Here is a 19,248-nt window from a genome sequence, read left to right on the forward strand (position 1 = left end):
TCACCCGAACTCCCAGCCCGCTGCCACGGATTCACGGCAGCGGGCTTCGTCGTCGCCGGCGGCGACGTACACCGCCGTGAGCATCGACGCCCCGTAGGCCAACGCAGCCTCGTCGAGCGGCCCGGTCACGACGAGCGAGACCAGCCCATGCCCGACGATCCAAGCCTGAAGCGCGAGATCCACCGAATCCACATCCGCCCGGAATCGTCCGGCATCCTTTGCACGGTCGATCCCCAGCACCAGATGCTGCAGAACCGCATCAGCGCCGCCCGGATCCTCCAGATCGACCGTCGCGTCGAACATCACTCGATACAGATCCGGATTCTCCAACGCGTTACGTGTGTACACCGATCCGAGCGACGCCAGGTCACGGACCGGATCCGCCGTGACCTCCGCGGCCTCCGACATGGCGGCCAACCTCTTGAAACCTTCCTGCCGCACGGCCATCCACAGACCGTCGAGGCCGTCGAAGTAGGTGTACACGGCCATGGTCGAGACCTCGGTGTCCTTGACGAGCGCACGCAGCGTCACGGGCTGCCTGTCCCCCAACATTCGCGCGGCTCGTTCGATGAGCATCGACCTGATCCGAGGATCTTTGGTTCTGACCATTCCCCAACAATACATAACAGTGTTATATTTTCGGAACCCCGACGAAGGAGCCAGATATGACCATCACCCTGCACAACCCCGACGGTCTGCCCAAACCCGATGTCTACCGCCAACTCTCGGTCGCCGAAGGATCGAAGCTCGTGTTCCTTTCCGGCCAGGTCGCCCGCGACGCCGACGGCAACCGCGTCGGGGAGAACGACTTCGCGGCGCAGGTCGAACAGGCCTACCTCAACGTCGCCACCGCGCTGAACGCCGTCGGCGGGACGTTCGACGATGTCGCGAAGCTGACGGTCTACGTCGTCGACTGGACGGCCGAGAAGATGCCGTTGCTCGGAGAAGGCGTCGGGCGGGCCGCAGCGAAGCTCGGCATCGACCCCGTCAAACCCATCACGCTCATCGGAGTCGTCGCGCTCGGCGAACCGGACATCATGGTCGAGGTCGAGGCCACGGCCGTGCTCGACTGACACGTGCACCCCGAAACGACGAAAGCCGCCTGGACCCCGTGACAGGTTCAGGCGGCTCTTCGCTCGGTGACGACTAGCGCGAGGACACGTCCTTGTAGTCGCGCTCGGTGTAACCGGTGTAGATCTGACGCGGCCGACCGATCTTCGTGGTCGGATCCTCGTGCATCTCACGCCAGTGCGCGATCCAGCCCGGGAGACGTCCCATGGCGAACAGCACCGTGAACATGTGCGGCGGGAAGCCCATCGCGCGGTAGATCAGCCCGGTGTAGAAGTCCACGTTCGGGTACAGCTTGCGCTCGACGAAGTAGTCGTCGGTGAGCGCCGTCTCCTCGAGCTTGAGCGCGATGTCGAGGAGCTCGTCACCGTTGCCCAGCTTGCCGAGGATGTTGTGCGCGGTCTCCTTGACCAGCGTGGCGCGCGGATCGAAGTTCTTGTAGACGCGGTGCCCGAAGCCCATGAGCTTCACGCCGTCTTCCTTGTTCTTCACCCGACGCAGGAAGTCGGTGGCGTCGCCGCCCTCCGCCTTGATCTTGTCCAGCATCTCGAGGACGGCCTGGTTGGCGCCGCCGTGCAGCGGTCCCCACAGAGCATTGATGCCACCCGAGATGGACGTGAAGAGGTTCGCGTCCGAGGATCCGACCAGACGAACCGTCGACGTCGAGCAGTTCTGCTCGTGGTCCGCGTGCAGAATCAGGAGCATGTCCAGAGCCTTCACGATCTCCGGGTCCACCTCGTAGGGCTCCGCCGGGAATCCGAACGTCATGGTCAGGAAGTTCTCGACCAGGCTCTTCGAGTTGTCCGGGTACAGGAACGGCTGACCGACGGACTTCTTGTACGCATAAGCCGCGATGGTCGGCAGCTTCGCGAGCAAGCGGATGGTCGAGAGCTCGACCTGCTCGGGGTTGTTCGGATCCAACGAATCCTGGTAGTACGCGGACAACGCGTTGACCGCACTGGACAGCACCGGCATCGGGTGAGCGTTGCGCGGGAAACCGTCGAAGAATCGCTTGAGGTCCTCGTGCAGCAGTGTGTGCCTGCGGATCTTGTCGGTGAACTTCTCGAGCTGGTCCTCCGTGGGGAGCTCACCGTAGATCAGCAGGTAACTGACCTCGATGAAGCTCGACTTGCCGGCCAGCTGTTCGATCGGGTAACCGCGGTAGCGCAGGATCCCTGCAGCACCGTCGATGTAGGTGATCGCAGACTTCGTCGACGCGGTGTTGACGAATCCGCCGTCGAGCGTCGTGTAGCCGGTCTCGGCCAGCAACTTACCCAGCTCGATGCCGTCATTGCCTTCGGTTGCCTTGGCAATGGACATGCTGTGTTCGCCACCGGGGTAAACGAGGGTGGCTTTTGCGTCATTCTCAGCGGGCACGAATGGTCCCTCTCGAACTCATGTAACGGACACGTACTTAAATCGGACACTTACTGCAGTCGATAGAGAAACTAGTCTCTCGGCGCCTCGGACGCCCACGGAGGGTCGGCACCCGGGCGAGAAACCGTGATGGCGGCTGCTCGCGCGGCGAACCTCAGTGCTGCCTTCCAGTCTCCCGCGCCCATGTCATTCAGGTCACGCGTTGTGACAATGGTCTCGTTTGTCAAATACGCGAGTAAAGCTCCGTGCACGGTGTCACCTGCACCGATGGTGTCGACGACGTCGACGGGCACCCCGGGAACCGAGAATTCGCCCGCCGAAGTGAACACCGAGATACCGTCGCCTCCGCGCGTCATCACGATGGCTGCGACGCCTGCCGCGAGCCAGTCGTCGACCGTCGTCCCCTCGGGTCCGAGTCCCAACCAGTGCGCGTCGTCCTCGCTGACCTTCAAGATGTCCACCGACGGCAACCACGACTTGAATCGGGTACGAAAACCGTCGGCCGTGATGTCTCCACTGGTGCTGTCGATGGCAGCCGGACGGATGTTGGGGTCCAGCATCGTCAGCTTCCCCGCCGCGTGCGCACGGTGCAGCAGGGCCGCGTACATCGACGCGCCCGGCTCGTACAGAAGCGACAGCGTGCCGAAGGACAGAGTCGTGATCTCGTCCGGCAACTCGCCCGGGTCAGCGACGAGCCGATCGGCCGTACCGTCCGCGTAGAACGAGTACTGAGCGCTACCGTCGTCCGCCAGGGTGGTCATCGCCAACGTGGTCGGCTCGGCGCCGCGCTGCACCCATGTGGTGTCGACGCCTGCATCACGCAGGCTGGCGAGGATCTGCTCCCCGAACGCGTCCGTGGACACCCTCGACAGGAACGACACGTTCGTGCCCAGACGACCGAGCGACACCGCGACGTTGAACGGGCCACCCCCGAGCTTCGGAGGGAGCAACGGGCCTTCGTGCACCGGAACCAGATCGACGAGAGACTCGCCGCACACCAGAATCGTCATCGCGTCAGAAACTCCATTCCCCATGAGCCGGTCCAGGTTTGCCCCGGCGTCAACACGATCACGTCTACGCCGGAATTGAACGCGTCGGGCGGGCACGTCATCGGTTCCACGGCCACCGCGCGCCCACGGTCCGGGTACGCCTGATCATGTCCGGGGTCGGCCGTGAACACCTGCACCCAATCGAACTCGCGGTCCGTCCACAGTCCGGTACCCGTGCCGTCCGGCCCGCGGAGAACGTGCCAGGCCTTGCCGTCGGCGTCGGGTACTTCGGCGCTGAACGGAGTGTCCAGCCAGACGTCCGTCATGAGCCGCGGCGCCGTGAAATCGAACTCCGAACCCGCGGTCGGAACCGACGGACCGTTGGGCAGGTTGCGAACAGGGTCGAGTTGCAGCCGAGTGCCGGCGGAGAACTCCAACGTGCAGTCGTCGAGCGGAACATCGCCGACGCGCACGAACGTGTGAAAACCCATGCCGTAGGGAGCGTCGGACTCACCGGTGTTGGTCGCCGACGCGGTCACGACGAGCCCGCTGTTCGACAGTTCGTGCACGACCGTCACCTCCACGCTGTACGGCCAACCCGGGTGCTGCCCGATGTCCACCGACTGCTCGACGCGAGACTCCGATCTGTCCACGAGAGTCCAGTCGACCCTGCGCACGAAACCGTGGCTTGCATTGTTGCGAGACGGTTCGGTGATCTCCAACTGGTGGTCGCTACCACCGAAAGTGAATGCACCGTCGGCGACACGGTTGGGCCACGGAGCGAGCACCAATCCCGCCGAGAGCGGTGGTATGGTGCCCACTTCCCACGTCTCGGTCAGCGGCGATCCGTCGAACTCGAGCAGCCTCAGACCGGCGCCTGCCGCGGCGATCTCCGCCCGGTACTTCCCGCTCGAGATCGAATATGCGTCAGCCATGGCTGCCATTGTCCACTACCTGACAGGCTTATTCGGTCATTCCGCGGGCTACGCTCCTGACCCGGTACCGAATGAATGCCGGAAGAGCCAGCGCGGCAAGCGATACACCGATCACGACGAGCACTCCGCCGCCCGCTGCCGCCGCCGCAGTACCCACCGACGCCGCCGCAGCGCCGTGCAGGACGTCACCGATCCTGGGGCCACCGGCAACCACGACGATGAACACTCCCTGCAGCCGACCTCTCATCTCGTCCGTCGCGACCGTCTGCAACATCGTCGACCGGAATGCAGCCGAGATCATGTCGGCGCCGCCGCCCAGAGCGAGGAACGCAAGCGCGAACCACAACGCCACCGTCGTCGCACCGTCGGACGCCAGGCCGACCGCGACACCGAACCCGATCATCGCCGCACCCCACACCATGATCGCGACGATCACAGCCATGCCTTGCCGTTTCACACGCGGAAGCCATCCCGAGAACACACCGCCCACCACCGCGCCCGCCGACATCGCCGCGAACAGCATGCCGAGAACCGGCCCACCCGACGCCGGATCACCGAAACTTTCGTGCGCGATCTGCGGAAAAAGTGCACGGGGCATCCCGAACACCATCGCGATGATGTCGACCACGAACGACGCGAGCAGCACCTTCTGCGTCGCCAGGTAGGCGAAACCGTCGAACACCGAACGCAGACCGGCACGCTGACCCGCCGACGCCGGAGGGATCGCGGGGAGCTTGATCACCGCCCACAGCGTCGCGAACAGGAACACCGTGTCGATCAGATACAGCGTCTCCAAGCCGATGTAGTAGATCAGGATTCCGGCGCTCAACGGTCCTGCGATGGCGCCGAAATTCATCACCGTCATGTTCAGCGAATTCGCGGCCGGGAGCTGTCCGGGTGGCAGGATGCGCGGCAACAGTGCACTACGCGTCGGTTGGTTGACCGCGAAGAACGCCTGTTGGACGGCCAGCAGAACCAGAACCACCCATACGTTGTTCAGATCGAGGAACGCCTGCAGCCAGAACAGCGCGGACGTACCGATCAGACCGAACGTGGTGCACATCAACAACGTTCGACGATCCATCACGTCGGCGAGCGCACCGCCCCACAGCCCGAACACGATCAGCGGAACCAACGCGAACACGCCCGTCAACCCGACGTACGCCGAGCTGAGCGTGATCTGGAATACCTGTTGCGGCACAGCGACGATCGACAACTGCGCACCGATGACGGTGATGATGTTGGCCAGCCACAAGCGCCGATAGGCAGGAGTCTTCAGCGGAGTGGTGTCGGCCAGGACACCGCGAAGAGCATTCACGGCTGCAGGCGCTCCACCAGCCGAGTCGACGTCGTCAACCGAATTCTGTTGTGCAACCGATTGGTTCGGCCCTGCCAGAACTCCACGGTCTCCGGGCTCAGCCGGAACCCACCCCAACCGGGCGGAACCGGCACATCCACACCGTCGAACCTGCGAGCAACCTCAGCCAGAGCAGCCTCGAGCGCCTCACGGGAATCGATCGGCTGCGACTGCTGCGACGCCCACGCCCCCAGCTGCGACCCGCGAGGCCGCGACGCGAAATACGCCGCAGTGTCCTCCGCGGACACCTTTCGGACGGACCCTCGGAAGGTGAGCTGACGCTCGATACCGATCCACGGGAACGTCACCGACGCATACGGGGTGTGAGCGAGGTGGGTCGCCTTGTCGGATCCGTAGTTCGTGTAGAACACCACACCGTCGGCGTCCAGACCCTTGCACAACACCGTCCTGGTCGACGGCCGTCCGTCGGCATCGACGGTCGCGAGAACCATCGCGTTGGGCTCGGCGATCTTCGCCTCGACAGCGTCGGCGAGCCACTGCTGCGCCACCGGTAGCCAACCGCCGAGCAGCCGCTCCGCATCCACGTCGGCGTCCTGCTTGTAGTCGACCCGCATATCGGCCAGAGGGGAGGTGTCGCTCGGTTGCCTGTCTCGGTGCACGAACCGCCACGTTACTCCCGGGTACGAAGCGCTACAGTTCTGACCAGGCAAGCTCGAACGCGAGTCGCGAGGCTACAAGGAGAGTCCTACGGTCATGGCTGTACAACAGGTTCCCGAAGATTTCGTCAGTGGCCTCGAAGGCGTCGTCGCGTTCACCACCGACATCGCCGAGCCGGACAAGGACGGCGGCGCGCTGCGCTACCGCGGCGTCGACATCGAAGACCTCGTCGCCAAACACGTCACCTTCGGCAACGTCTGGGCACTGCTCGTCGACGGCCGCTTCGGACCAGGACTCCCACCGGCCGAGCCGTTCCCGCTCCCCATCCACACCGGCGACGTCCGCGTAGACGTCCAAGCAGGCCTGGCGATGCTCGCCCCCATCTGGGGCTATCAACCCCTGCTCGACATCGACGACGCCACCGCCCGCGACCAACTCGCCCGCGCCTCGGTCATGGCACTGTCCTACGTCGCACAGTCCGCACGCGGCATCTACCAGCCGGCCGTGCCGCAGAAGAAGATCGACCAGTGCGAAACCGTCACCGCACGCTTCATGACCCGCTGGAAAGGCGACCCCGACCCCGCGCACACCGAAGCCATCGACGCCTACTGGGTCTCGGCCGCCGAACACGGCCTCAACGCCTCCACCTTCACCGCCCGCGTCATCGCCTCCACCGGCGCCGACGTCGCCGCCGCACTCTCCGGAGCCATCGGCGCCATGTCCGGCCCACTGCACGGCGGCGCACCCGCCCGCGTCCTCCCGATGATCGAGGAAGTCGAGAAGAACGACGACGCCCGCGCCCTCGTCAAAGGCATCCTCGACCGCAAGGAAAAGCTCATGGGCTTCGGGCACCGCGTCTACCGCGCCGAAGACCCTCGCGCCCGCGTCCTGCGCGCAACCGCCAAGCGCCTGAACGCCCCGCGCTACGAAGTCGCCGCAGCACTGGAACAAGCAGCTCTGGCCGAACTCCGCGAACGCCGCCCCGACCGTCCCATCGAAACCAACGTCGAATTCTGGGCCGCGGTCATCCTCGACTTCGCCGAAGTACCCGCGCAGATGATGCCCGCCATGTTCACCTGCGGCCGCACCGCCGGATGGTGCGCCCACATCCTCGAACAGAAACGCCTCGGCAAACTCGTCCGCCCCGCCGCCATCTACACCGGCCCCGCACCACGCACTCCCGAATCCGTCGACGGCTGGGGACAGATCGTCTGACACCGGCGCAGCGTCCGGCGGTCGATCGACGCGCGGGTTTCAGTGGGAGCGCGTACTGCAACACGCGCAGTCGCTGCAACCCGCGCAGGCGCGCCCAGGTGACCGAACGGCACATTCGGTCTCCACCGGACCGTGAACGCGCAGGTTCCAGCCCCATGCGCAGGTTGCAACCCTTGCGTCCAGGACAACGTGCGCGTGGAGACCGGCGACCTGTGATCGACCCCCTTGGACTAGCCTGTACGTGCCAGTTCCCTCGATGCTTAGGATGCGCTGCTCAATGGCCGAATTGCCGATCATTCCCGCTGATCTTCTGCCCGCCGACGGACGTTTCGGCTGCGGACCGTCCAAGGTTCGCCCCGAGCAGCTGCAGTCTCTGGTGGATGTCGGTGCGTCCGTGTTCGGTACGAGCCACCGTCAGAAGCCCGTCAAGGACGTCGTTGCACGGGTGCGTGGTGGCCTGAAGGATCTCTTCAGCCTTCCCGAGGGGTACGAGGTGGTGCTCGGTAACGGTGGGACCACCGCATTCTGGGACGCCGCGGCTTTCGGTCTGATCCGCGAGAAGTCGCTGCACCTGACCAACGGTGAGTTCAGCTCCAAGTTCGCCTCGGTCGCAAAAAACAACCCGTTCATCGGCGACCCGATCGTCGTGAAGGCAGAGCCCGGTAGCGCTCCGGAGCCGACGTCTGATCCGTCCGTCGACCTGATCGGCTGGGCGCACAACGAGACGTCGACGGGTGTGGCCATTCCGGTCAGCCGCCCGGCCGGCTCCGAGAACGCGCTCATCGCCATCGACGCGACGAGTGGCGCGGGAGGCCTCCCGGTGAACGTCGCCGACTCCGACGTCTACTACTTCGCCCCGCAGAAGAACTTCGCCGCCGACGGTGGCCTGTGGGTCGGCCTGTTCAGCCCCGCAGCGCTCGAGCGCGTCAGCGAGATCCAGGCGTCGGGCCGCTGGGTTCCCGACTTCCTGTCGCTGCCGATCGCGATCGACAACAGCAGCAAGGACCAGACGTACAACACCCCGGCGGTGGCCACGCTGTTGCTGTTCGCCAACCAGATCGAGTGGTTGAACGCCAAGGGCGGCCTGGACTGGGCGACCAAGCGCACCGCGGACTCGAGCTCGCGTCTGTACGACTGGGCCGAGAAGAGCGAGTTCGCCACCCCGTTCGTGACGGATCCCGCGCACCGCAGCCAGGTCGTCGGCACCATCGACTTCGACGAGAAGGTCGACGCCGCCCAGGTCGCGAAGGTCCTGCGCGCCAACGGTGTCGTGGACACCGAGCCGTACCGCAAGCTCGGACGCAACCAGTTGCGCGTCGGTATGTTCCCGGCGATCGAGCCGGACGACGTCACCGCATTGACGAAGAGCATCGACTGGGTCGTGTCGGCTCTCGGCTGACCAGCACCTGGTTGGCAGCAAGCTCACAGCACGGGCGTTCCCTTCGAGGGCTAAACTAGTTGGCATCTGCAACTATCTCGAAGGGAGCGCCCTGTGCGTTGGCCGGCGGTCCTTCTGCGACTGAAAGTCACGATCGCCTACTCGGTCCTCGCCGCGACTGCCGCGATACTCGTCGGACACCTCGGCCCCCACGCACAATGGCACGTACTTCTTCGCGCCAGCACCAACCTGCGCAATCTCGGCGACGGTCACGTCGGCACGCTCGTCGCAAGCGCATTCCTGACCGACGGTGAACCGAACTGGGTGTGGCTCGGCGCCGTTGCCCTTCTCTTCGCGGTCGCCGAGTGGATCTCGGGGTCGACGCGCTTCCTGCTGGCTTTCGCCGCCGGTCACGTCGGCGCGACGGTGCTCGTCGCCGCCGGACTGTTCGTCGGAATCCACGCCGACTGGCTGGAGGATTCACTCGCCGTAGCCGTCGACGTCGGCGTCAGCTATGCCGCCGCGGCCGTTGCGGGATCGCTGATCCGCTACCTACGCGGACCGTGGCGCGTGCTGTGGGCGGGCGGCTGGCTGGCTCTGGTCGGAGCCTCGGCGATCGCCGATCCGTCGTTCACCGCATTCGGCCACGCCACGGCTCTCTGCATCGGACTGACGTTGGGCGGATACTTCCTGCATCACGACGCAAAAGCTCTCCGCGACAGGTACATTGCCGACGCGGCAACGGAATCCGTGCACCCGACTAGCGCAATGACTAGTCTTTGACAAGAACGCGGCGGGTGCGTGTCGCAGACACGCTCGACGTCACGAGTGGATTACTGTCGACGAGGACGATATCGCGAGTCGGCGCGATGAGGAGGTCAAGGTGCGGGATCTACGCGTGGTCGGTCTCGAACCCGATGGGCAGTACGTGATCTGCGCAGATCCCAAAACCGGCGACAAATTCCGGCTTCCGGCCGACGACAAACTCCGCGCGGCCTCTCGCGGCGACATCGCTCGACTAGGACAGATTGAGATCGAAATGGACAGTTTGCTTCGCCCCAAGGAGATCCAGGCCCGAATTCGAGCGGGTGCCACCGTCGAACAGGTGGCAAGCGACTCCGGAATGGCACTGAGCCGTGTCGAGGTCTTCGCCCATCCCGTTCTGCTCGAACGCTCGCAGGCCGCGACGATGGCGCAATCCGGTCACCCACTTCGTCACGACGGCCCCGCGGTCCAGACCCTCGCGGAGGTCGTCGCACTGGCCTTCCGCGCACGCGGCCACCACCTCGACGAGGCCACGTGGGATGCGTGGCGGGACGAGGACAACAAGTGGGTCGCGCAGCTGAAATGGCAGGCCGGCCGCACCACCAACAAAGCGCACTGGCAGTTTCTGCCCGACGGACACGGCGGCACCATCACCGCTCTGGACGACGCAGCGGCCGAGCTGGTCGATCCGGACTTCGGGCGTCAGCTCCGCGGTCTGGCGCCGGTCCGAGCCCTCGAAGTTGCCCCGCAGGAAGAGTCGCAGCAGACGTTCGACGAGTACTACGGCACCACCGCGGACAGTGAACTCGACGAAGCCGTCGACGACGAACCGGCGGACGTCGTTGTGAACGAGCCCAAACATGATGCACTTCCGGCACCCAAAAAGGACAAGAGGGGCAAACCTGCCATGCCGTCGTGGGAAGATGTTTTGCTGGGTGTCCGCAGCAGCGGGCACAGCTGACATGAACCGCTGACAGTCGAGAAGGGTGCCGGGAGTGGGGGTCAAAGTATCGACCATCTGGTACACCGACGCACCTGACCCGGCGTCCTTGTTACGCGAGACGTCGGCGTCCGATCACGTCGCGGCCGCGGCCCTCGTCGGCCGGTTGATCCCCGACCTCACCGCGCTGCCGACAGCACCGACCCCCTTGCCGCAGTCCGCCGGAGTCGGACCCGACGCGATCGTCGTCGGTTGTTACCCGGGCACCACCGTCGTGTGTTCGCTGAACCTCTCGATCGCCAAACCGTCGTTGATCCCGGAGTCCTGGGTACGGCCTCTCGCCTCGGAGCACACGTACTTCGTTGCAACCGACCCGGAGAACGCATGGGGTGCGTTCGCCTACTGGGAACGCGGAACCCTTCGCCGCTCGTTCAGCGCGACCCCGATCTACATCTACGAGGACCTCGGCCTGCCGCTGGTGTGGGAGCGACCGTTCTGGGCAGGCGAACGCCCGTTGATCTATCCGCCCGGGGTGCTGCCGGACCCACAATCGCTTCCGTTCCATCCGCAGGAGTTCGCGGAAGCAGCGAACGCAGAATGGCTCGGGTTCCGCTACACGGGAGCGCCGCGCGGCGACGAGTTCGATCCGATGTCCGTTCCCGCGTCCGGTTTTGCGCTCTACACACCCGGCGAGGAACCGGCCGCCGAAGCTCCCGCACCGGTGTCCGCGCCGACCGATCGCAAGTTCATGCGTTGGCTGCGACGGAAATCCCCAGAGCCACAAAGCTGAGCACCCCGCCGACGCACACGCCGTACACCGGCCATCGCCACACCCGCGTCGACCGCCACCGCAGTACGGTCGGAGCCGCACCGCCGACGACGATCAGGTTGATCCCGATCGCGAGGAACACGTTGATGTGGGCGAGTTCTCGTCCGAACGCCGTCAGGGCAGCGCCGACGAGTACGGCAACGAACACTGCCACCGGGATGCCGGTGAACAACACGTCACGGTCGCGTGCCACGGCCCTGTCGGTCACGACGGCTGCAGCCGAACACGTTCGTAGAACGCCATCGCGGCAGCCGTGGCGACGTTGAGCGAATCGGTACCGGGCGCCATCGGGATCCGGGCCCTGACGTCGGTGGCGCGCATCGCGTGTTCGGTCAGTCCTGGCCCTTCGGCGCCCAGCAGCAGGGCCACCTTCTCCCCGGTCATCGCCTCCGCCAGAGGAATCGCCGACGGGTTGGGCGTCAGCGAGATGGTCTGAAAACCTCTGTCCCGGAGTATCTTCAGACCTCGAGGCCACTCCGGTACGCGGGCGAACGGCACTCGAAGAACGTGCCCCATCGACACTCGCACCGCGCGACGGTAGAGCGGGTCCGCACACGCGGCACCGAACAGCACGGCGTCGGCACCGAGTCCGGCCGCGTTGCGAAACATCGACCCCAGGTTCTCGTGATCGTTGACGCCCTCCAACACGACGACAGTTCTGGCGCCGTCGAGTACGTCCGCGAGCTCCAGTTCCGGCGGGCGGTGCGCGGCGGCGAGAACGCCACGGTTCAGGTGGAAACCGACGGCCTCGGCCATCACGTCCGCGGTCGCCCGATAGAACGGCACGTCGACGCCGTCGAGTCGGTCGCCCAGCTCTTTCAGGCGGCGGTCGACACCGAGAAGGCTGATGGGCGCGAACCTCGAGGTGAGCAGACGCTCGGCCACGAGCACACCTTCCGCGATCACCAGGCCTTTGCCGTCGGGCAGATCGGGTCGACGGTCGGACGAGTTGAGATCGCGAAAGTCGTCGAGCCGCGGGTCCGCGGAGTTTTCGATGTCGATTACGTGTACCACGTGTCCATCTTCCCACCCGTATGAAAAGCGTCCCCGTCTATGCCAAGCTGAGGAGCGATGACTACCGACGACACGATCACGATCCGTACCGCCACCGACGACGACTGGGATGCCGTCGCGCTGCTCGACGCGCACGCGTTCGGGGAGCACCAGAATTCCGAGGACCTGGCGGAGACACAGATACTGACCAGCTCCGAACACGTCGTCATGGCGTGGGACGGGGATGCGCCCGTCGGAGTCGCGATGCACTTCCCGATGTCGGTGACGGTCCCCGGCGGCACGCAGGTGGAGGCGTCGGGTGTGTCGTGGGTGTCGGTCGCGCCGACGCACCGTAGGCGCGGAATCCTGCGGCGCATGTTCACCCGGCAACACGAGAAGCTCGAGAAGGCTGGTGCGCCGCTGTCGCTTCTCACCGCGAGCGAAGCCACCATCTACGGCCGGTTCGGTTACGGACCTGCCACCGAGGAACATTCTGTGGTGCTCGATCGCCGGTTCGCGCAGTTCCACAAGGACGTCCCCCCCGTCACCGGGGTTCGCCTGATCGAGTCGGCCGAGGCGTCAACCCTTCTCCCGGACATCTATCACCGGTGGCAGCGTAGGACGGCCGGGGCCCAGCCCAAACCGCCCATTCGCTGGGAGCGCTTCTTCGCGGACCGCGAGAACCGGAGGCACGGACTCACCGAACTGTTCTTCATCGCGCACGCCGACGGTTACGTCGCCTACCGGCGCAGCCCCACCGAGTCCAAGATCGTCGTCCAGGAATTCATCGCCGTCACGGACCAGGCGTACGCGGAGCTGTGGCAGGTACTCGCCGGGGTCGACCTCGTCGACACCATCGAAGTGAACCAGGCTCCCGACGAAGCGTTGCCGTTCCTGCTCACCAGCAATCGTCTACCGAAGATCACCGCCCACCACGACGCACTGTGGTGCCGGGTCATGGACGTCGAGGCAGCGTTGGAGGCCCGCACCTACGGAGTCGACGCGCAGTTCGTCCTCGAGATCGAAGATCCGTTCCTGAACGCGGGCGGCACCTTCGACGTGACCATCTCCGAGGGACGTGCGTCGGTGACGCGTACCGAAGCAGCACCGGATGCGACGATGAAGCTCGACGTGCTCTCGGCGATGTATTTCGGCACTCACAGCGCCACCAGGTTCGCGGCGGCGTCGAGGCTGTGGGCACGTGACCCGGAAGCGCTGCACACCGTGGACCTCGCCTTCTCCACCGACCGCGCCTCGGTCATGGGCTGGGCCTTCTAGAAATCTACTGCCGGCCGACCACGCCGTTGGTGAAGGCGTAGTGCACGGCCTGCGCCCGGTCCCGCAGCCCGGCCTTGGCGAACAGGTTGTTGATGTGTGTCTTGACGGTCGCTTCGCTGACGAACAACGCCGAAGCGATCTCGCGGTTGGTGAGCCCTTCCGCGATGTGACGGAGCACTTCGGTTTCGCGCGGGGTCAGCTCCACCGGAGGAGCCGTCGGCGCCGCAGGTCGGGCGACGGCCAGCAGGCGCGCCTGCACCGCACGGTCGAGTACCGACTGACCTGCCACCGCCGCGCGGAGCGCCGCAGCGATTTCGTGTCGTCCGGCATCCTTGGTCAGATATCCGACGGCCCCTGCGCCGAGCGCGCCGAGGATGGAGTCGTCGTCCGCGAAGGTCGTCAGCACCACGACGGGCAGGTCCGGGTGTCGTCGATGCAGCTGCGCGGTCGCCTCCACCCCACCGATCCCCGGCATGCGAAGGTCCATCAGGACGACGTCGGGATCGACGCGGTCCACCTCCGCGATCGCCCCCTCGCCGTCGGACGCTGTCGCGACGACGGAAATGTCCTCGACGAGATCGAGCATCGTCGCCAGGGCTTCTCGCACCGACGTCTGGTCGTCGGCGATCACCACGCGCACGCTCATGCGTCGAGTGTGACGTGTACGCGCCACCCCTGATCGGTCGGCCCTGCCGTCGCCGTACCACCGACGAGGGCAGCTCGTTCACGCATTCCGACCAGACCCATCCCGCTGCCGACGACCGCGCTCGGCGACTCGGACGCCTGATTGTCGACGGTCAGTTCGATGCTCTTCGGGTGGAACGTCAGTGCGACGTCGACGGGTGCGTGAGGTGCGTGCCGATGCGCGTTGGTCATCGCTTCCTGAACGGAACGAATCAGGAACTGCGAGCCCTCGACCGACGGTTCTCGCGGTGATCCGTGCACCTCGAACCTCGCCTGATCGCCGACGAGATCACGCAGCGTCGGCACCAGCGGGAGGGCGTCGTCGCGCAGTGCCTGTACCGCGCGACGTGCCTCCACGAGGCCTTCTCGCGACAGCGACTGCGCCCGTCTGATCGATTCGCGGGCGGACTCGATCCGATTGCCGTCGAGCAACGCGTCGGCGACCTCGAGCTGCATGGTCACCCCGGACAACGAATGCGCGAGAACATCGTGGATGTCGCGCGCGATCCGGGCCCGTTCGGCGAGCGCTCGTTCACGAATCTGTGCCTCCAGTGCCGCCACCCGGTTACGTCGCGAATAACCGAGAAGCGCCGGCATGCCGACGACCAATCCGGCAATGGGCGGCCAGGTGTCGATGCCGCAGGCGTCGGCGATCGCGAGCGACACCGCACACGCGACGCTCACCGATGCCGCGAGCGGTAACGACACCGACGGACGGAAGCGGTACCCGATACTGCCCGCGACGAAGAACGGGAACACCGAGGCGATGGAATCGGTCGCGAACGGAAGCAGGGCCGCGGAGGCGACGATTCCGACACCGATCAAGCCGTTGCCCACCCGTGCCGGCACCCATTTCTCCGGCGCCGTCCGCACCGACATGACGACGCTGTTGACGACGAGCAGGCACAGCACGAGAAGGCCCTCACCCTCCACCCCGAGTGGGCGGAGGGTGAGGAACGAGGCGACGACGATCACCGCCGCGAAGTACGGGGTCAGCACGGATTCAGTCTGTCACTCACGCCGCGCGGGCGGCTCCGTGCCGCCACACCGCGTGGTCACCGGTCTTGCGTGCCTGCCATGCAATGGCATGCCCGGTACGCGTGGCGCGGTAGAGGACCACAAGGCCCTCGACCAGGAAGCCGACGCCCAGCGACAGCATCAGCGCGTGTCCTGCGACGGTTGCCGCCGGCGCGTCGATGGAGGCTTCGATCGGTGCCGCGACCAGACGTACGGCAACCGACGCGATCAGCAGGGCCACCGACGCGACCGTGTAGCGCATGAAGGCGAAGCCGTCGCGGGGTTCTATCTTGATGGTGAACCCGCGAAGCACTCCCAGAGCCGCGGCGACGGCGACGCCGAACGCCACGAAGGCAACGGCCATCGGGGTGATGCCGACGGAGCCGATACTCGCGAGGCCGATGACCGCGATGACCCCGGGGAGCACCAATGTCCGGCGAACTTCGATCATCTGACCCGTCATGCGGCGGAACAGTAGGTAGAGAACCAGGGCTGCGATGAGGACGATCCAGGTGATGTTCATGTCCACAACGCTAGGAACGATCGAGTGCATTCGTATCGACCCACGGGTGGAGATCAGGTGGAGCTCGTCTCCGCCCCCTGACATTTGTCATGGCTCGGCCGTGACATCGTCACGCCAGCCGATGACGCACAGCACTACTGGTCGCGGCCGGATCGGACGAAAGTTGTTCTCATGAAACAACCAGACGAAGGAAACCTCTTCACCGATCTGATGGAGTTCGGCCCCGCGCCGACGATGGCGCGAGAGGTCGTCGTCATCGTCATCTCCCTTGCCCTCCTGGCCGCCGTCATCGCCCTCGTGGGCACCAGCACGCTCGTGTGGATCGTCGCCGCGGTCGCGGTCGTGTTCCTCGCGGCACGCTTCGCGTTCGGTCTTCGTGAGTGGGGCAAGCGATGAGCATCATCGACGTCGACGGCATGACCCGTCGTTACGGCACCGGCAAGACGGCGTTCGAGGCGGTCAGCGACCTGAATCTCTCGGTGCGGGAGGGCGAACTGTTCGGACTCCTCGGCACCAACGGCGCCGGTAAGACGTCCACTCTCGAAGTGATCCAAGGACTTTCGCGGCCGAGCGAAGGGACGGTGTCCATCATGGACATGGATCCGGTCCGCGACCGCCGCGACGTGCGCCCGAATCTGGGGATCATGCTTCAGAAGGGCGGACTTCCATCCGACCTGACCGCACTCGAGAGCCTGGAGATGTGGGCGGGCACGTGCAGCAGCCCGCTGCCGGCACGCGACGTCCTCGCCCGAGTGGATCTGGCGGACCGCGCGGACACCCGGGTCAAGTTCCTCTCCGGCGGCGAGCAGCGGCGATTGGACTTGGCGTGCGCGATCATCGGACAGCCGCGGGTGCTGTTCCTCGACGAACCGACGACGGGTCTCGATCCCGAGAGTCGTCGCAACACATGGACTTTGATCGAGGAACTCAAGCAGTCCGGTGTGACGATCATGCTGACCACCCACTACCTGGACGAAGCCGAGCAGTTGTGCGACAGGCTCGCGATCATGCACAAGGGCCGCGTCGTCCGTAGCGGAACCGTCGCCGACGTCATCTCCGGGCATCCCGCGAAGATCCACCTGGAACTCCCACCCGTGACGCTCCCCGAGCTACCCGGTGCGACGCTCGACATCGAAGGCGGTCGCCTCGTCATCTCCACCCAGACCGTGCAGGACACGTTGACCGACCTGTTGCTGTGGGCACGACAGTCCGGAGTACGCCTCGAAGGACTCGACGCCCGCGCCGCATCGCTGGAAACCGTGTTCCTCTCCATCGCAGACGAATTCGACGATCGTAAGGAAGTTGCAGCATGAGTACCCTGGCCACTCTCTCGCGCTCGGAGTTCACTCTCCTCGTTCGCAACCGAGTACTGCTGTTCAACGCCATGATCATGCCGCTGCTGTTCCCCGTGGTGGTCCTGATCATCGGGCGGAACAGCGACGCGGGGTTGACCGACACGATCGTGTCCTCCGCCCTCGAAGTCTTCTCCCTGTTCCTGCTCGTGTTCCTGGTGTACTACAACTTGCTCTCGGCGTACGCCACGAGACGGGACGAGCTGGTACTCAAGCGACTTCGCACCGGTGAAGCCACGGACAATCAGATCCTGCTCGGCCCGGCCGTACCGTCGTTCGCCCTGACGATTCTCCTGACCATCGTCATCGTCGCCGTCATCGCAGTCCTGGGAGGCGGACTCCCCGTCAACCCGATACTCCTCGTGATCGGATTCGGCGGCGGCGCAGCACTGTTCGCCGCGCTGGCCCTGATCACGTCGACGTTCACCCGCAACGCCGAGGCAGCACAGATCACCAGCCTGCCGATCATCCTCGTCGCCATGGCCGGAACGTCGTTCCTGCGGGGAATCGTTCCAGAGTCGGTGGACACGGTCATCGACCTGACTCCGATGGCGGCCGTCCTCGACGTCGTCAACCTGGGGTGGCTCGGAACCACCGATCCGGATTCGGCCGCACTCGCCTTCGCCGACACCTTCTCCCCCGCCCTGAAGCCGATTCTGGTCATCGCCGCGTGGATCGTCGGGTCGATCGTGATCGCCAAGACACACTTCCGCTGGGAACCGCGTGCGTAGAGTCCTCGGTCACGCTCTGGAAAGGTGGAGGACATGAACCTGCGGCGCTACCTCGATCCGCGAACGACATGGCGGGACACCACCGACGTCGACAAAGTACGGCTCTACACCCGCCAGTCGTTCGTGAGCATCATCGTCCTTCTCGGAGTGGTCGCGCTCGCAGAATCGGTGACCGAACGACTGTGGGTGTCCGGAGTCGCTCTCGCCGTCACCGCAGGCGCGACCGTGATCACGGTGCACCGGATGCCGATCATCGGCGGAATGCGCACCGGCGAGATTCGGTGGCCCCTCGCCGTCACGGCGGTCGCTGCAGTGGTGGCGGGGATCGCCGGAACGGCCACGTTCAAGATGTGGGCACTGCTCATCGTGGCCATCCCGGTGACGGCCCTCATCCCGCTCCGGTGGTCGGCGGCCATCGGGGTGGTCGCCGGAGTCGCAACCGGCGTCTCCCCTTACGGCCCCCTCGCCGGCGTCATCGCATTCGTAGTCGTGGTGGGTATGGCAGCCACGGTCAAGCTGTCGATGTGGCTACTGGCCGTCGTCACCGAACTCGACGCGTCCCGGGAGGCGGCAGCCCTGCTGTCCGTCGCCGAGGAGCGACTTCGATTCTCCCGCGACCTGCACGACGTCGTCGGCCGCGCTCTGTCCGCCATCGCGGTCAAGAGCGAACTCGCCGCCACACTGTCCCGACGCGGCGACGAGCGCGCCGCCGAGCAGATGGAGGAAGTCCGAGACCTGGCTCAGCACTCCATGACCGAGGCCAGACAACTCGTCCGCGGATACCGCTCGATCGACCTCGCCGCCGAACTGAACGGAGCATGCTCGCTCCTGCGGGCCGCAGGCATCGAGACGACCGTGACCGGCAGCCCCGACGACGTCTCACCCCACTTCAGCGAAGCTGCCGCCTGGATCGTGCGCGAAGGTGCCACCAACATCCTCCGCCACTCCGACGCCACCCACAGCAGCTTCGACGTCACCGAGAACTCCGTCCGCATCACCAACAACGTCCCCCACCGGCAACGGACAACCGACGGCACCGGACTCGCAGGACTCCGGGAACGACTCGCCGCCGTCGGCGGAACCGTCGACACCACCCTCACCGAGGACGACTTCACCCTGACCGCGACCTTCGCCTCGACATCGGCATCGGCATCGGCATCGGCATCGACAAGCGCCTCCACCCCCGCCCACCCCACTCC

At 65.6% G+C, this 19,248-nt stretch carries 22 protein-coding genes; 11 read left to right on the forward strand and 11 right to left on the reverse strand.

The genetic code is table 11. The features are described 5' to 3' along the window. Nucleotides 1-609 (reverse strand): TetR/AcrR family transcriptional regulator, encoded by a 609-nt coding sequence (locus CH292_RS03640; RefSeq protein ID WP_020111502.1) that lies wholly within the window; start codon nt 607-609, stop codon nt 1-3. 56 nt (nt 610-665) lie between these two features. Here CH292_RS03640 and CH292_RS03645 point away from each other — a divergent pair, with 56 nt between their 5' ends. After that, on the forward strand, nt 666-1,073 hold the full coding sequence (locus CH292_RS03645) for a RidA family protein (protein WP_019664373.1): 408 nt from the start codon (nt 666-668) through the stop codon (nt 1,071-1,073). Nucleotides 1,074-1,146: 73 nt separating this feature from the next. Here the strand turns inward: CH292_RS03645 and CH292_RS03650 are convergent, their stop codons facing one another. The 5 genes from CH292_RS03650 to pdxH form a co-directional block, all read right to left on the reverse strand. Next, entirely contained in the window at nt 1,147-2,445 is a 1,299-nt protein-coding gene (locus tag CH292_RS03650) for a citrate synthase (RefSeq protein ID WP_026347662.1), read from the reverse strand. A 71-nt stretch (nt 2,446-2,516) separates the two neighbouring features. Continuing rightward, nucleotides 2,517-3,455, reverse strand: a complete 939-nt coding sequence (locus tag CH292_RS03655) for a carbohydrate kinase (RefSeq protein ID WP_094654009.1) — start codon at nt 3,453-3,455, stop codon at nt 2,517-2,519. Beyond that, complete coding sequence (locus tag CH292_RS03660) at nt 3,452-4,378, reverse strand: aldose 1-epimerase family protein (RefSeq protein WP_094654010.1); 927 nt, start codon at nt 4,376-4,378, stop codon at nt 3,452-3,454. The genes CH292_RS03655 and CH292_RS03660 overlap by 4 nt, the downstream gene beginning before the upstream one ends. 19 nt (nt 4,379-4,397) lie before the next feature. After that, complete coding sequence (locus tag CH292_RS03665; protein WP_020111505.1) at nt 4,398-5,687, reverse strand: MFS transporter; 1,290 nt, start codon at nt 5,685-5,687, stop codon at nt 4,398-4,400. Further along, a complete protein-coding gene (gene pdxH / locus CH292_RS03670; protein WP_020111506.1) occupies nt 5,684-6,301 on the reverse strand; it encodes a pyridoxamine 5'-phosphate oxidase in 618 nt (205 codons plus the stop codon). Before pdxH ends, CH292_RS03665 begins: the two co-directional genes overlap by 4 nt. Nucleotides 6,302-6,440: 139 nt before the next feature. Here pdxH and CH292_RS03675 point away from each other — a divergent pair, with 139 nt between their 5' ends. The 5 genes from CH292_RS03675 to CH292_RS03695 all read left to right on the forward strand — a co-directional run bounded on the left by CH292_RS03675 (nt 6,441) and on the right by CH292_RS03695 (nt 11,432). Beyond that, a complete protein-coding gene (locus CH292_RS03675) occupies nt 6,441-7,559 on the forward strand; it encodes a citrate synthase 2 (RefSeq protein ID WP_019664367.1) in 1,119 nt (372 codons plus the stop codon). A gap of 277 nt (nt 7,560-7,836) precedes the next feature. Beyond that, on the forward strand, nt 7,837-8,958 hold the full coding sequence (serC, locus tag CH292_RS03680; protein WP_019664365.1) for a phosphoserine transaminase: 1,122 nt from the start codon (nt 7,837-7,839) through the stop codon (nt 8,956-8,958). 93 nt (nt 8,959-9,051) lie between these two features. Further along, nucleotides 9,052-9,720: a rhomboid-like protein gene (locus CH292_RS03685; protein WP_094654011.1), complete on the forward strand. Its 669-nt coding sequence runs from the start codon at nt 9,052-9,054 to the stop codon at nt 9,718-9,720. 100 nt (nt 9,721-9,820) lie between these two features. Next, complete coding sequence (gene sepH, locus CH292_RS03690; protein WP_019664363.1) at nt 9,821-10,663, forward strand: septation protein SepH; 843 nt, start codon at nt 9,821-9,823, stop codon at nt 10,661-10,663. 34 nt (nt 10,664-10,697) lie between these two features. Continuing rightward, a complete protein-coding gene (locus CH292_RS03695; RefSeq protein ID WP_094626345.1) occupies nt 10,698-11,432 on the forward strand; it encodes a hypothetical protein in 735 nt (244 codons plus the stop codon). Here CH292_RS03695 and CH292_RS03700 read toward each other — a convergent pair. Together CH292_RS03700 and CH292_RS03705 are read right to left on the reverse strand one after the other, a co-directional pair. Further along, the gene (locus tag CH292_RS03700) at nt 11,389-11,679 is read right to left on the reverse strand and encodes a DUF2537 domain-containing protein (RefSeq protein WP_020111509.1); all 291 of its coding nucleotides are present in this window, start codon (nt 11,677-11,679) and stop codon (nt 11,389-11,391) included. The genes CH292_RS03695 and CH292_RS03700 overlap by 44 nt on opposite strands. Beyond that, nucleotides 11,676-12,485, reverse strand: coding sequence for an RNA methyltransferase (locus CH292_RS03705; protein ID WP_019664360.1), 810 nt, complete (start codon nt 12,483-12,485; stop codon nt 11,676-11,678). The genes CH292_RS03700 and CH292_RS03705 overlap by 4 nt, the downstream gene beginning before the upstream one ends. A gap of 57 nt (nt 12,486-12,542) precedes the next feature. On the opposite strand from CH292_RS03705, the gene CH292_RS03710 reads away from it, so the two are divergent. Continuing rightward, on the forward strand, nt 12,543-13,742 hold the full coding sequence (locus CH292_RS03710) for a GNAT family N-acetyltransferase (protein ID WP_094654012.1): 1,200 nt from the start codon (nt 12,543-12,545) through the stop codon (nt 13,740-13,742). A 4-nt stretch (nt 13,743-13,746) separates the two neighbouring features. Here the strand turns inward: CH292_RS03710 and CH292_RS03715 are convergent, their stop codons facing one another. Genes CH292_RS03715 through CH292_RS03725 form a run of 3 tightly spaced genes read right to left on the reverse strand, consistent with a single transcriptional unit; the run spans nt 13,747 to nt 15,966 of the window. Continuing rightward, entirely contained in the window at nt 13,747-14,388 is a 642-nt protein-coding gene (locus CH292_RS03715; RefSeq protein WP_094654013.1) for a response regulator, read from the reverse strand. Beyond that, the gene (locus tag CH292_RS03720) at nt 14,385-15,425 is read right to left on the reverse strand and encodes a sensor histidine kinase (RefSeq protein WP_020111512.1); all 1,041 of its coding nucleotides are present in this window, start codon (nt 15,423-15,425) and stop codon (nt 14,385-14,387) included. Before CH292_RS03720 ends, CH292_RS03715 begins: the two co-directional genes overlap by 4 nt. A 16-nt stretch (nt 15,426-15,441) precedes the next feature. Further along, nucleotides 15,442-15,966 (reverse strand): hypothetical protein, encoded by a 525-nt coding sequence (locus CH292_RS03725; protein ID WP_256977903.1) that lies wholly within the window; start codon nt 15,964-15,966, stop codon nt 15,442-15,444. Nucleotides 15,967-16,137: 171 nt separating this feature from the next. On the opposite strand from CH292_RS03725, the gene CH292_RS03730 reads away from it, so the two are divergent. The 4 genes from CH292_RS03730 to CH292_RS03745 form a co-directional block, all read left to right on the forward strand. Beyond that, entirely contained in the window at nt 16,138-16,362 is a 225-nt protein-coding gene (locus CH292_RS03730) for a hypothetical protein (RefSeq protein WP_019664355.1), read from the forward strand. After that, entirely contained in the window at nt 16,359-17,279 is a 921-nt protein-coding gene (locus CH292_RS03735) for an ABC transporter ATP-binding protein (protein WP_037165180.1), read from the forward strand. The genes CH292_RS03730 and CH292_RS03735 overlap by 4 nt, the downstream gene beginning before the upstream one ends. Continuing rightward, nucleotides 17,276-18,049, forward strand: a complete 774-nt coding sequence (locus CH292_RS03740) for an ABC transporter permease (RefSeq protein ID WP_020111515.1) — start codon at nt 17,276-17,278, stop codon at nt 18,047-18,049. The genes CH292_RS03735 and CH292_RS03740 overlap by 4 nt, the downstream gene beginning before the upstream one ends. A 33-nt stretch (nt 18,050-18,082) precedes the next feature. Then, nucleotides 18,083-19,248: sensor histidine kinase (locus CH292_RS03745; RefSeq protein WP_179277899.1), on the forward strand; the 1,166-nt coding region annotated here is incomplete at its 3' end.

This window comes from Rhodococcus sp. 14-2470-1a (genome assembly GCF_002259425.1).
GTDB classification, from domain to species: Bacteria; Actinomycetota; Actinomycetes; order Mycobacteriales; family Mycobacteriaceae; genus Rhodococcoides; species Rhodococcoides fascians_E.

Bases quoted from the DNA above. Each gene is read 5' to 3' on its own strand.
- CH292_RS03640 (WP_020111502.1), bottom strand. From the start codon at position 609: ATGGTCAGAACCAAAGATCCTCGGATCAGGTCGATGCTCATCGAACGA.
- CH292_RS03645 (WP_019664373.1), top strand. From the start codon at position 666: ATGACCATCACCCTGCACAACCCCGACGGTCTGCCCAAACCCGATGTC.
- CH292_RS03655 (WP_094654009.1), bottom strand. From the start codon at position 3,455: ATGACGATTCTGGTGTGCGGCGAGTCTCTCGTCGATCTGGTTCCGGTG.
- CH292_RS03660 (WP_094654010.1), bottom strand. From the start codon at position 4,378: ATGGCAGCCATGGCTGACGCATATTCGATCTCGAGCGGGAAGTACCGG.
- pdxH (WP_020111506.1), bottom strand. From the start codon at position 6,301: ATGCGGGTCGACTACAAGCAGGACGCCGACGTGGATGCGGAGCGGCTG.
- CH292_RS03675 (WP_019664367.1), top strand. From the start codon at position 6,441: ATGGCTGTACAACAGGTTCCCGAAGATTTCGTCAGTGGCCTCGAAGGC.
- serC (WP_019664365.1), top strand. From the start codon at position 7,837: ATGGCCGAATTGCCGATCATTCCCGCTGATCTTCTGCCCGCCGACGGA.
- CH292_RS03710 (WP_094654012.1), top strand. From the start codon at position 12,543: ATGACTACCGACGACACGATCACGATCCGTACCGCCACCGACGACGAC.
- CH292_RS03715 (WP_094654013.1), bottom strand. From the start codon at position 14,388: ATGAGCGTGCGCGTGGTGATCGCCGACGACCAGACGTCGGTGCGAGAA.
- CH292_RS03725 (WP_256977903.1), bottom strand. From the start codon at position 15,966: ATGAACATCACCTGGATCGTCCTCATCGCAGCCCTGGTTCTCTACCTA.
- CH292_RS03730 (WP_019664355.1), top strand. From the start codon at position 16,138: ATGAAACAACCAGACGAAGGAAACCTCTTCACCGATCTGATGGAGTTC.
- CH292_RS03735 (WP_037165180.1), top strand. From the start codon at position 16,359: ATGAGCATCATCGACGTCGACGGCATGACCCGTCGTTACGGCACCGGC.
- CH292_RS03740 (WP_020111515.1), top strand. From the start codon at position 17,276: ATGAGTACCCTGGCCACTCTCTCGCGCTCGGAGTTCACTCTCCTCGTT.